This is a genomic window from Gemmatimonadaceae bacterium (assembly GCA_036504815.1).
Classification (GTDB): Bacteria; Gemmatimonadota; Gemmatimonadetes; order Gemmatimonadales; family Gemmatimonadaceae; genus PNKL01.
This window is the reverse complement of the sequence record DASXUN010000011.1, coordinates 12,636-25,398: the sequence shown is the minus strand read 5'-3', so window position 1 is coordinate 25,398 and position 12,763 is coordinate 12,636. Positions and strand designations below refer to the sequence as shown.

The 12,763-nt window shown below is 66.9% G+C and carries 9 protein-coding genes; 5 read left to right on the top strand and 4 right to left on the bottom strand.

What is annotated here, in order from left to right; translation table 11 throughout:
* Nucleotides 1-66: 66 nt before the first annotated feature.
* Nucleotides 67-1,284 carry a RagB/SusD family nutrient uptake outer membrane protein gene (locus VGJ96_04890; protein HEY3286444.1) on the bottom strand — a complete coding sequence of 406 codons (1,218 nt, stop codon included), beginning with the start codon at nt 1,282-1,284 and terminating at the stop codon, nt 67-69.
* Between the two features lie 2 nt (nt 1,285-1,286).
* Nucleotides 1,287-4,235 (bottom strand): TonB-dependent receptor, encoded by a 2,949-nt coding sequence (locus VGJ96_04885; GenBank protein HEY3286443.1) that lies wholly within the window; start codon nt 4,233-4,235, stop codon nt 1,287-1,289.
* Nucleotides 4,236-4,697: 462 nt separating this feature from the next.
* Between VGJ96_04885 and VGJ96_04880 the strand changes: the two genes are divergently transcribed.
* The 5 genes from VGJ96_04880 to VGJ96_04860 are packed head-to-tail and all read left to right on the top strand — an operon-like array spanning nt 4,698 to nt 9,829.
* Entirely contained in the window at nt 4,698-5,816 is a 1,119-nt protein-coding gene (locus VGJ96_04880; protein ID HEY3286442.1) for an isocitrate/isopropylmalate dehydrogenase family protein, read from the top strand.
* A 25-nt stretch (nt 5,817-5,841) separates the two neighbouring features.
* Nucleotides 5,842-6,756, top strand: coding sequence for a hydroxymethylglutaryl-CoA lyase (locus VGJ96_04875; protein HEY3286441.1), 915 nt, complete (start codon nt 5,842-5,844; stop codon nt 6,754-6,756).
* 58 nt (nt 6,757-6,814) lie between these two features.
* On the top strand, nt 6,815-8,014 hold the full coding sequence (locus VGJ96_04870; GenBank protein HEY3286440.1) for a CoA transferase: 1,200 nt from the start codon (nt 6,815-6,817) through the stop codon (nt 8,012-8,014).
* Nucleotides 8,015-8,034: 20 nt separating this feature from the next.
* On the top strand, nt 8,035-9,315 hold the full coding sequence (locus VGJ96_04865) for a 3-isopropylmalate dehydratase large subunit (GenBank protein ID HEY3286439.1): 1,281 nt from the start codon (nt 8,035-8,037) through the stop codon (nt 9,313-9,315).
* A 22-nt stretch (nt 9,316-9,337) separates the two neighbouring features.
* The gene (locus VGJ96_04860; protein HEY3286438.1) at nt 9,338-9,829 is read left to right on the top strand and encodes a 3-isopropylmalate dehydratase; all 492 of its coding nucleotides are present in this window, start codon (nt 9,338-9,340) and stop codon (nt 9,827-9,829) included.
* A gap of 228 nt (nt 9,830-10,057) precedes the next feature.
* Here VGJ96_04860 and VGJ96_04855 read toward each other — a convergent pair whose 3' ends face one another.
* Entirely contained in the window at nt 10,058-11,320 is a 1,263-nt protein-coding gene (locus tag VGJ96_04855) for a CBS domain-containing protein (GenBank protein HEY3286437.1), read from the bottom strand.
* A 12-nt stretch (nt 11,321-11,332) separates the two neighbouring features.
* Entirely contained in the window at nt 11,333-12,664 is a 1,332-nt protein-coding gene (locus tag VGJ96_04850) for a divalent metal cation transporter (GenBank protein ID HEY3286436.1), read from the bottom strand.
* Nucleotides 12,665-12,763 lie beyond the last annotated feature (99 nt).

The window sequence follows — 12,763 nt, the reverse complement described above, 5'->3', positions numbered from 1 at the left end:
TCGGCTGCCGAAGCACAGCGGGCTCCCCGTTGCCGGGGAGCCCGCCGTGGACTGCGTGCTGCGAGGTTACTTGTGCAGGTTCGGGTTCGAAGCGTACTCGTTGTCGCTGACCGGGATGCACTTGTTGCGCCCGGTCAGGAACGTGTTGGTCCCTTCGGCATTCCAGCGGCGCATGTCCCACAGGCGCCGTCCCTCGAGCCAGGTGACCGCGCCGCGCTCGGTCTGCAGGAGGGTCCACGCCGCGGCGGTCGTTGCCGGCGCGGTGAGCGGAGCGAGCCCGGTGTACTGGGCGCGCGCGGTGTTGAGGAACGCCGTCATGCCGGCAATGTCGCCGCTGCGCAACGCCGCCTCGGCGCGCAACACCAGCATCTCCGCGCCCTTCACGAGCGGCGCCGTCGGGCCAAGCGACAGGTACTTGGTCTGGCGGAAGAAGATGGTCTTGCCGTCCTGACCCTTCGTCAGGGTCGATCCCGTCTTCACCGTGTCCCACGGGAAGCGCGGATCCCTGACGCTCGCCCAGTACGTCCCCCACACCGTCACTTCGCGGCGCGTGATCGTCTGCTCGGCGAGGTACATGTTCTCACGGCTGGTGCCGATGCCGTAGATCGCGTTGAACACGAAGTTGTTCGGCACAAGGGCGGCGTCCGCAACCGCCGTTGTCCAGTTGCCGAGCCAGGCGCGCACCGACGCGCGACCGGCCAGCGCCGCGTTCTTGACGGTGGTGTTGTTGAGCGCCGTCGCGATGGTGTACGCCCGGGTGAAGAGCGAGTCGGCGCGCTGGAAGTAGACGCTGTCGCTCTGGGCCGGCCCGCCGTCGATCACCGCCGTGCAGAAGTTCTCACCCAGCAGGCGGTTGGCGAAGCCCGCGTACAGATAGGCGCGCGGGGTGTCGGCGTTCGACTCGAACGAACTGCCGAGCACCGTCTTCATGCGCTCCAGTCCGGACTCCGACGTCCAGCGCGCGCGCTGCGCGTTGGCCCAGTCGGTGTTGGCGTTGAGGCCCGAGAAGGTGCCGGCGAAGAAGAAGCCTTCGTCGGCGTAGTTGCCCGAGTGGGTCAGTTCGCCCGATGCGAGCCCGGTGCGCGTGGCGATGCCGCCAAGGGCGAGCGACAGGTCGCCCGACATCCCGTTCACGATCGCGGGGACCGCGGACGGCACGTTGAGCGCGTCATCCTGGATCGGTCCGGGGTTGGTGACGGTCATTTCGCAGGCCGTCGCCAGGACCACCACGGCGGCCGCGGCCGCGAGGTGGCGAATGCTCTGGAAGCGTGAGGTATAGGTCATGGTCAGAATCCCACGCGGAGGGTCATGATGAACGTCTTGTACGGCCCGAACGTGTAGTAGTCGCGCCGTCCGAAGGTGTTGTCGGTCTTGTCGGCGCTCTCCGGGTCGAAGCCGGTGTACGGCGTGGACTTGAAGAGGTTGCGGCCGGCAATCGTGAGCGCGGCGTTGCGCGAGCCCGGCAGCCACTTGTTCGGCATGTCGTACGTCACCGAGATGCTGCGGAGCTTGAAGAAGTCGGCCTTCTCCACCCAGAGCGAGTAATCGCGCTCCGAGGAGGTGATCGTGCAGCGCGCGCGCGCCAGGGCGGTGAAGCCGCCCAGCGCCGACGAGTCGCCCGCCGCCGCCTTCTTCAGCGCCTCCTGCGCCGCGAAGCACGGACGCCAGACGCGGAGGTTGGCGTTCTGGTAGCCGGCGGCGTTCAGGTTGTGCCCGCCGAACTGCCATTCCCCCAGCGCCTCGAACGTGAAGCGCTTGTACATCTGCAGGGTCAGCGTCGCGTTGTACGTGCGCGTCGCGAAGACCGAGCCGACATAGTCGAAGGTGTTGTAGATCGGGCTCGCAATCGCATCTGGGTTGGTGACGCGCTTGCCCATGTACGACGGCACGGGATAGCCCGCCCGCACGTAGGTGCGGCCGTTGGTGAAGATGGTCAGCGTCTGGCCGCCCACATCCACGGCGTTGCTGCTCAGGGTGGTCATGCCCACCTTGGCGCTGAGCGTCGCCTTGCTGAGGCGCAGCAGGTCACCGGAGACCGTGACTTCATTGCCGCTGTTCTCCAGCGTGCCGACGTTCTCCAGCTGGCTGCTGCTGAAGCCGAGCGACGGCGCCTGGATGACCGGAATCAGCGCGTCCTTCGTGGTCTGGCTGAAGTGCGTGAACGCCACGTTGAGGCGCCCGTCCAGGGCGGCCAGGTCGAAGCCAACTTCGGTTTCCTCGGACCGCTCCGGCCCGAGGTCGGCGTTGCCGATCTGGTTCGGCGCGAAGCCCGGCTTGCCGTTTTCCGCGGCGACCGGATCCCACGTGCGAACGGCGTCAAACGCGCCCGGCGCCTTGCCCGACGAACCGATCGCGGCGCGCAGCTTGAGCGACGGCACCCACTGGCGGGGCCAGAACGACTCGTCCGAGATCACGTACGAGGCGCTGATCTTGGGGTACGACTGCAGGCCGAAGCTCTTGCCGAAGGCGCTGTTGCCGTCGATGCGGAGGCCGGCCGTGACGAACAGGATGTCGCGCCAGCCGATCATCTCCTGCCCGAAGAAGCCGGCATTGATGACGCGCTGGTTGTTGACGTCGTTGATCAGGCGCGTGGAGCCGCTGACCAGCGTCGGGTAGCCGGGACCCGAGAAGTTGTCGGTTTCCAGCGACGTCGAATACAGGCGGCTGTCGAAGACCTGGCCTCCCAGCGAGCTGGACGTCGTCCACTTCTCGCCCAGCGCATGCCGGTAGGTGCTGGAGAAGTCGGCCGTGATCAGCTGCCGGTGCCACAGCGTCTGCCACATCGCGCCGAGCGGGAGGCGCAGGTTGGCAAACGGCACGACGTAGTTGATCTCGGCGTTGTTGTTGTCATAGCCCACCGCGAGCCGGTTGCTGAATCCCTCGGTCGGCTGGTAGGTCAGCACCGCGCCGGTGATGAAGTGCACGGTCGTGTTGAGAATGTCCGACTTGAAGAGGTCGGCATTGTTCACGCACGTCACCGTGGCGTCACTGCAGCCGGTGGTCTTGTAGTTCGAGTTGGTGCCGCGCGAGATGTTCAGCGCCGCGCCGCCGGCGCTGTTGCCATCGGCGAAGCCCTGGCTGGAGTTCTGCGCGATCGACGAGTTGATGGCGAGGTTGAAGAACTTCGCCGGCACGAAGCCGAGGTTCACGCGCAGGCCGCGGTTGTGGAGGCCGCTGCGGGGGAGCGTGCCCTTCTCGTCGTCCCAGTTGCTGCCGACGTAGTACGTGGTGCCGCCCTGCGTCCCGCCGCGCACGTTCAGGCTGATGCGCTGGACCGGACCGTCGCTCAGCCAGCTGCCGCTCTCGGGGCAGCCGAGGTCCTCGAACTTGACGCCGTTGCCGTTCACGTTGAGCGGGCCGCGGCACTTGTTGAACCACATGCCGGTCGGGTCGTCCTTGAACCCGACGTGGCCCTGGAAGTTGAAGCCGGAGCTGAGGGTGGCCGTCCACTGCGGCGCACCGGCGCGTCCCTGCTTGGTGAAGATCTGGATGACGCCGCCCGACGCCTCGGTGCCGTACAGCGTGGTCGCCGACGGGCCCTTCACGATCTCGATATGGTCGATGTCGTCCGGCGCGATGTCGTTGAGCGGCGACGATTGCTGGCCGCCGCCGACCGCAACCGGGCCGTTGCCGTTGTAGACGCGCACGCCGTCGATGTAGATGAGCGGGTTGTTGCCCTGGCTCACGCTATTGACGCCGCGCAGGCGCAGCGTGGCGCCGGCGCCGGGCTGGCCGGAGTTGGCCAGCACGCTGACGCCCGTGCTCGCCGCGGCGAGCAGCTGCTGCGGGTTGGACGCCGCCGTGCGCGCGATGGACATGGTGTCCATCGTGGCCATCGCCGTGCCGACCGCGCGGCGCTTTTCTTCGCCGGTGGCGGTCACGACGACGCCGCTCAACGCAAACGCGGCGCGCGTCATCTGGAAGGAGACCTTCACCCCGGCGGAGGTGACGGTCACGGTCTGTTCGACGGGCTCAAAGCCGATGAACTGCGCGCGGATCTTCTGTGCGCCAAGCGGTGCGCCGCGAATCGTGAACGCGCCCTGCGCATTCACCTGCGCTCCCAGCCGCGTGCCCAGCACCGTGACCTGGGCGGCGTCGATGGGCTTGTCGGATCCACGTTCGACCACGGTGCCGGTGATCGTGCCGGTCCCCTGCTGCGCGCCAGCCGATGCGGCTGCCGCGAGCGTGAGGAGTGAGAGGCACCAGCGAATGCTGTGCCGCGCTCGATTCCACATGAAGTGGTCCCTCGCCATGAAGTGTCTCGGGGTGGAGATCCCAGCACACGCGCTGGGGATGGGCTGCAATGCGCCGCAGAAGAGCGCACGGCGTCGCGCGACATCCGCGATGTTCGGCGTTAGGGGGCCTACGGACGCCGGATACTCGCACTAACGTGCGCCGCGGTACTTTCGTTGACAAGGTTTTTTCCTGCAGTGCGCCGCACATTCATGCGCATCGTGCGCTCTGGCGGCGCCGCGTGATCCACCGAGCGCCGTCAGGTGGAAGCTGGCACGCCGTCAGGCACTTTCTCGGTGGTAATTGCCGCGAGCGACCCGTAGCTTCCTCGGGTGGCGGCCGTACGCGACCGCCCCGCGCCCCCCGTGTGCCGAGTCAGGTTCGATCCACTCGCTCGGGGTTGGCTTGCGCGCCGCGCGCTGACTCCGGCCGTTGAGCGTCCGTACGGGCGCAGGAGTCTCGTCGTGAGCCAGTACCGCATTGCATGGCTGCCAGGGGATGGCGTGGGCGTCGAGGTGATGGAGGCGGCCCGCATCTGCCTCGACGCGCTGAAGTTCGACGCGCAATACACCCACGGGGACATCGGCTGGGAGTTCTGGCGCACCGAAGGCGAGGCCTTCCCCCAGCGCACCGTGGACCTGCTGAAGGCAAGTCACGCCGCGCTGTTCGGCGCCATCACGTCCAAGCCGGCCAAGGACGCCGAGGCCGAGCTAATCCCCGGGCTGAAGGGGAAAGGACTGACGTATCGTAGTCCGATCGTGCGCATGCGGCAGATGTTCGACCTCTATACCTGCTTGCGCCCGTGCAAGGCATACCCCGGGAATCCGCTGAATTACAGGGACGCCATCGACCTCGTGATCTTCCGCGAGAACACCGAAGGGCTCTACGCCGGCGTCGAGTTCAGCCCCGTCCCCGAGGAACTGCGCGCCACGCTCAAGCAGCTCAGCAAGCCGTTCGCGCACTTCGCCGACATTCCGGGCGACGAATACGCGATCACCTGCAAGGTGAACACGAAGAAGGGTTGCGAGCGGATCATCCGCGCCGCCTTCGAGTACGCGAAGACGCACGGCTACCCGAAGGTCACCGTCGTCCACAAGGCGAACGTCGTGCGCGCCACCGAGGGAATGTTCCTCGAGATCGGCAAGCGCATTGCCAAGGAGTACCCGGGCATCGCGATGGACGACGCGAACGTCGACGCCATCACCATGTGGCTGCTGAAGAATCCGGCGAGCTACAGCGTGCTGGTGGCGACCAACCTCTTCGGTGACATCATCAGCGACCTGGCGGCGCAGATGGTCGGCGGCCTCGGCTTCGCCTGCTCGGCGAACATCGGCGACAAGCTGGGCGTCTTCGAGCCCAGCCACGGCAGCGCCCCCAAGTATGCGGGGCAATACAAGGTGAACCCCATCGCGATGATCCTCTCCGCCAAGATGATGCTCGCCTGGCTGGGCGAGACGGACAAGGCGGCGAAGCTCGAGGCGGCCACGGCGGCGGTCATTCGCGAGGGCGCGGTGCGCACGTACGACATGGGTGGCAGCGCGACGACGCTCGAGATGGGCGAGGCGATCGCGAGGAAACTCTGAGCACGGCAATCACGGGAGCGCGCAGATGGCGCAGGTCCTGATTCACGAGGTCGGCCCGCGCGACGGCTTGCAGGTGGAGTCGCGGGTGGTGCCGACGGAAACCAAGCTCGACTGGCTGCGGCGCCTGATCGGCAGCGGCCTCGACATCGTGCAGGTCGGTTCGTTCGTGCATCCGCAGAAGGTGCCGCAGATGGCGGATACGGACGAGCTCTTCCGGCAGCTCGCGGCCGCCAAGCGTCCCGGCAACGCCGTGCTCTCGGGGCTCGTGCTCAACGAGAAGGGCCTCGAACGCGGCCTGGCCTGCGGCGTGGAGATGTTCTGCATGGGTGTGTCGGCCTCGGAGACGCACAGTCGCAAGAACACGGGAATGGGCACGGACGACGCGACGCGGCGCATCATCCTCACGGCGCTCGAGGCGAAAAGCGCCGCGCACGAGGTGCAGGTGAGCGTGCAGAGCGCGTTCGGCTGCGGCTTCGAGGATGCGGTGCCCGAGGCGCGCGTGATGGGCATCGTCGCGGCGTACCTGGAGGCCGGCCTGACCTCGATCAGTCTCGCCGATACCGCCGGGCACGCACACCCGTCGCAGGTCTCGAAGTACGTGCGCCGCATTCTCGGCATGCATCCCGATGCCAAGGTCACCGCGCACATCCACAACACGTACGGCGTGGGGATGGCCAACGTGTACGCGGCCCTCGACGCCGGCGCCACGTCCATCGAAGCCAGCTTCGGCGGACTCGGCGGCTGCCCATTCACCAAGGTGGCGGCGGGCAACGTGGCCACCGAGGACCTGGTCCACGCGCTCCAGCGCACCGGCCAGCGCGCCGACATCCAGCTCGGCGCCCTGATCGCCGTTGCCCGCGATGTCGCTGCCTTCCTCGGCCGCGAACTCCCCGGCTGCGTCTACAAGATCGGTCCCATCACCGCCGGCACCCCCACCTGATGCCCACGTTCACGATCGTACTCTGTCATACTCTGTGGCCCTCAGTGGTTCTCTCCAGATGACCTCTCGCATCCTTCAAGGCATCAAAGTCCTCGACCTCACGAACGTCCTTTCGGGTCCGTTCACCACCTTGCATCTCGCCCTGCTGGGCGCCGATGTCATCAAGGTCGAGAACCCCAAGGACGGTGACCTGGCGCGCAAGCTCGGCATCCTTCCGGAGCTCAACAAGCGACTGATGGGCACCAGTTTCGTGGCCCAGAACTGCAACAAGAAATCGATCACGCTCAACACGAAGAGCGCCGAAGGGAAGGCGATCTTCCTGAGGATGGTCAAGGATGCCGACGTTCTCGTCGAGAATTTCCGTCCTGGCGTGATGGACCGGCTCGGCATCGGCTACAAGACGCTCGCCGAGCTCAATCCGCGGCTCGTCTACTGCGCCATCTCGGGCTTCGGCCAGACGGGTCCCGACGCGCTCTTCCCGGCGTACGACCAGATCATCCAGGGGCTCTCGGGCGAGATGTCGGTGAACGGTGACGAGCGACTGAATCCGCTGCGCACGGGCTTCCCGGTCTGCGACACCGTGGGCGGACTCAACGCGGCCTTCGCCGTCATGGCCGCGCTGTACCACCGCGAACGCACCGGCGAGGGGCAGTTCATCGACGTCGCCCTGCTCGACAGCATCATGCCGCTGATGGGCTGGGTGGCCGCCAACCTGCTCATCGGCAAGCAGCAGCCGGTGCTGATGGGCAACGACAACTTCACCGCCGCGCCGAGCGGGACGTTCCGCACGGCCGACGGCTTCATCAACATTGCCGCCAACAAGCAGGAGCAGTGGGAGGCGGTCTGCGACGTGCTCGGCGTCCCGGAGCTGAAGGCCGATGCCCGCTTCCAGGAGCGCGACACGCGCAAGAAGAACCGCAAGGCGCTCTCGCCGCTGCTGGAGGAGAAGCTCGTCACCAAGCCGACCGCCGCGTGGGTGGAGGCGCTGAACGCGGCCGACGTGCCAAGCGGCGCCATCCTGACCCTGGAGGAGGCGCTGCGTCAGCCGCAGGTGGTGCACCGCGACGTGCTGAAGAAGGTGCCGTTGGCCGGTTTCGGGGACGTGGAGGTCTTTGGCCTCACGGCGCAGTTCAGCAAGACGCCGGGCGCGGTGGACACGCCACCGCCAACGCTCGGCGAGCACAACACGGAGATCTACGGCGCCTTGGGCATCACGCCCGGCGAGCAGGCCGCGCTCAAGTCGAAGGGTGTCATCTGAACCGGAGCAATCCCATGGGAATGACCGTCGTTGAAAAGATCCTCGCGCGCGCCGCGGGACTGCCCGCCACCAAGGCCGGCGATGTGGTGGAACCGAAGGTGGACCTCGCGATGTCGCACGAGAACGCGGCGCTGGTGGTCAACCAGTTCCAGGAGATCTTCCAGGGCACGGGCCACGCGCCGAAGGTCTGGGATCCGTCGCGCATCGCGATCATCTTCGACCATCGCGTGCCCGCTGAGTCGCCGAAGACGGCCACCAACCAGAAGAAGATCCGCGAATTCGTCGCGGCCAATGGCATCCGCAAGTTCCACGACATCCGCGGCGATACCGGCGGCATCTGCCACCAGATCCTGCCGGAGTATGGCTACGTGCGCCCGGGGTTCGTGGTGGTCGGGACCGACTCGCACACCACGTCGCATGGCGCGCTCGGCGCGTTCAGCTTCGGCATCGGCGCCACGGAGATGGCCTCGGTCTGGAGCCTTGGCTTCGCCGTCAACATCGAAGTGCCGGAGACCATCAAGGTCGTCGTGAAGGGGGAGTTCCCGCCGCTGGTCGGCGCGAAGGACCTGATCCTGCACCTCATTGGCCTGCTCACCGCGCAGGGCGCCAACTACAAGGTGCTCGAGTTCCATGGCGAGACCATTCGCCGGCTGGGTACGAGCGGCCGCATCGCCATCTGCAACATGAGCGTCGAAGCGGGCGCGACGTCGGGCATCGTGCCAGGCGATGAGGAGACGCTGCGCTATCTCCGCGAGGAGGCGGGGGTGACGGACCCGATCGCCTGCGTGACGCCGGACGCGGACGCGAAGTACGTGCGCACCGTGGAGATTGACGTCTCGACGCTCGGCTCGCAGATCGCGTGCCCGCACATGGTGGACAACGTCAAGCCGATCAAGGACGTGCTGGGAACGCGCGTGCAGCAGATCGTCATCGGCAGCTGCACCAATGGACGCCTCGATGACCTGGCGATTGCCGCGGACATCCTGCGCGGCAAGAAGGTGGCCGAGGGCACGAGGATGCTGGTCTTCCCCGCCTCCGGGCGCATCTTCGCGCAGGCGCTCGAGCGCGGCTACGTGCAGGACTTCATGAAGGCCGGCGCCGTGGTCATGAACTCCGGGTGCGGCCCGTGCCTCGGCGTGCACGAAGGCGCGCTAGGCGACAACGAAGTTGCGCTCAGCACCACCAACCGGAACTTCAAGGGGCGCATGGGGAATCCGAAGTCCGAGGTCTACCTGTGCAGTCCCGCCGTCGCCGCCGCGTCCGCCATCACCGGCGTCATCACCGATCCCAACGCGAACTAGCGCCGAGAGGCGGGAGTCTGTCATGGCCAAGGTCATCATCACGCTGGGCAACGACATCAGCACCGACGACATCTATCCGGGGCGCTTCATGGCCACGGTGCTGCCCACGGAGACGCCGCAGTTCGCCTTCTTCGATCGCACGGAGTTCAACGCCTTTCTCAAGGCGCGGCAGTTCCCGGCCGGCAGCGTGATCGTCGGCGGCGAGAACTTCGGCTGCGGGTCGAGCCGCGAGCAGGCGTGCTCGACGCTCAAGGGCTACGACGTGACCGTCGTCGCCAAGTCCATCGCGCGCATCTTCCTGCAGAACAGCATCAACCTCGGGCTCAAGGTGGTCATCTGCCCCGAAATCGAGGCAAGCGAAGGCGACGAGCTGGAGATCACGGATGACCGCGTGATCAACGCGACCACCGACAAGTCGTTCGCGCAGGTGCAGATGCCGGCGGCCCGCAAGGGGATCATGGATGCCGGTGGGCTCATTCCCTACACGCGCCGCCTGCTGATGGCGCGCCTGTAGGGCGCGTTCTGCGGCGCGCGGTCTGACCGGAACCGCCGCGCGCCACTCGCCGCGCGCCACGCGCCGCGCGCCATGCCGTCAGCTGAACAGCTGCACGGCGCGCAGGGCGAGCAGGACGAGCATCACGATCAAGTAGATGCGCAGCACGCCAAGCGCGATGCGCACCGTGCGCGTCCGCTCAACGCGCGGCATGCGACCGCCCCTGCCGTCGGGTCACGGCCCGCGGGCTCATCGGCGCACATCCTTGTAGCCGATCACGCCCAGCAGGTGGTCGCTCGCGTCCACCACCGGGAACATGCGCCAGTTGTACTTCTCGAACAGCTCGGCGACATCCTGCTCGCCAAGCTCCGAGTCCACGGAGACGACCGGTGAGACCATCAGTTCCTCCAGCGTCGCCGATTCGCGCGCCAGCACCAGCTCCCGCAGGTCCACGACGCCCAGCAGCACCTGGTTCGTCTCCGTGACGACATAGAGGTACGAGATGGAGTCCGGGTCCGGCGCGCGCTCGCGCAGCGTCCGGATGGCCTCGCCCGCGGTGACCTGCTTGGGGAGCGCCACGAACTGCTGGGACAGGAGCGATCCGGCCGTCGCCTCGTGCGTCCCCAGGATGTGCCGCACGCGCTGCGACTCCTCGGGACTCAGGTGCGCGAGCAGTTCCGTACGGTCATCGTGCGGCAGCGCCGACAGCAGGTCGGCGATCTCGCCGACGGACATTTCCGAGAGGATCTCCTTGGCGCGGTCCGGCGGCAGGTCGGCGACGATCTGACGCTGGGCGCGGGGCTCCGTCTCGAGCAGCGTGTCGGCGGCCTTCTCGGGTTCGAGCACCGAGAACATCGCCTCCTGCTCGCGTCCCGACAGCTCCTCCAGCGCGTCGGCCAGGTCCTCGCTGGGCAGCTCCTGCAGCTGTTCGCGCGCCAGCGACAGCGACACCTTGTCCGACGACGTCGCGTCCTCGATGGACAGCGGCTGCACGTAGCTCCACGAGATCAGGCGATCCTTGCCGAAGGCGAGCAGCCCCAGCCCCCATTTGCGCAGGAAGCCGTTCAGCGAGACGTCCACGTGCGCGACGATCATGCGGCCGTGGCTGGCCAGGAGGTGAACGTCGTTCACGAGCTCCACCTTGCGGCCATCCATGTCGAGGATGGTGCGGCCGATGAGGTGCTCGTTGAGCAGGAGCCAGCCAGGCTGGTCCACGAACGAGGGATACCGTTCGGCGTGGTCGGGTGGCATCACCACGATCGCGTGCGGGTCGATGCGCGTGACCCGCTCCCACGGGATGAACTCATTGGGGAGGCCGCGCTTGTGTGCCACCACGATCCCCACGGCCTCGGGGAACGGCTCCGCCACCTTGAACACGAGATCGTCGAGCGTGCCGATCTTCAGGTCGGGGCGTGAGACCGCGACGGGGCGGTCGAGCAGCGCCGAGAAGAAGTGCAGCTCATACTCGGCGCCGTGCGTGGTCGGGTGGAGCGAACCGTTGGTGGCGGTCAAGGTCGGGCCCGCCTACGTGAAAAGGTCGGGGAAGATCACCGAAAGCGCATACGCCGTCGAGACGACGATGACGAGGCCGGTGATCGACCAGTTGGCGATGTTCTGGGTGGGCGTGTTCACGTGCTCGCCCATGAGCGGCTTGTCGTTGAGCAGCAGGATGAGGAAGACGAGGGCCGACGGAAGCAGGACGACGGCCACGACCTGCACGAAGATCGTGATCACGTCCTGCACGTGCGTGCTCGCCACCAGCGAGACGGCGCCGGCGCTGGTGAGCATCACGAGATACGCGACGTAGAACCACGGCGCCTCGCGCACGCTCTCATTCAGCGAGTGCGCCCAGCCGAACACTTCGCCCAGCGACCAGCTCGTCGCGAGCGAGATGCAGAGGGCGCCCAGCAGTCCCGCGTCGAAGAGGCCGATGGCGAAGAGGCCCTTGGCCCAGAGCCCCAGCCGTCCGGCCATCACGTCCGGCATCCGGTTGGCGGTCTCCGCCGCCGACTCGACGATAATCTGCCCGCCCGGATGGTGATGGAATGCCGCCGCGGTGGCGATGACGATGAAGGCCGCCACGCCGCAGGTGAGCAGCGCGCCGGCCAGCGTGTCGATCTTGCCGTACTTGATGTCCTTGATGTCCATCCCCTTGTCCACCACCGCCGACTGCTGGAAGAAGATCTGCCAGGGGGTGATGGTCGTGCCGATGTTCGCCATGATGAGCGTGAACAGCGCGCTCGTGCCGAGGGCGGGGCCAAAGTCGAAGCTGGGCGTCAGGAACCCGCGTCCAACGGAGAGCCAGCCGTCGGCGACGTTGTGGGTGCGCATCGCCCAGATGGCGGCCGGGATGTACACGAGATTGAACAGGCAGAAGAACAGCGTGATGCGTTCGAAGGTCCAGTAGCGCCCGCTGAAGACGATGGCCATCAACAGGGCGGTGACCAGCGTGAACGTCAGCCACTCCGGCACGCCGAAGATGCGCGCCGCCTGCGTCATGCCGATGTACTCGGTGACGAGCGTCAGCCAGTTCACGAGCGCGAGGTTGAAGATCGCGAACCAGCCCCAACCCGGGCCGAAGCCGTCGAAGATGGCCTCGGCGTGCCCGCGCTTGGTGACCGCGCCCAGCCGGACCGTCATCTCCTGGATGAAATACGCCATGGGGACGAGCAGGATGAACGCCCACAGCATGTTGAAGCCGGTCTTCGCGCCGGTGGAGGCGTACGTCGAGATGCCGCCGGCATCGTTGTCCGCCACCATCGTGATGACGCCGGGTCCGATGACGGCCAGCAGCATCACCCAGCGTCGCTTGAGGCGCAGCACACGGTGGATGAGTTTGCTGATCCAGTAGTTCATGCGGGGCCCTGACGAGGAGCGCGCGCCGAGGGATGCTGGAAGTGCCGCACGGCGCACGCCTCCGCGTCTGCCAATACTAACCGCGGCGACTCACCCGCG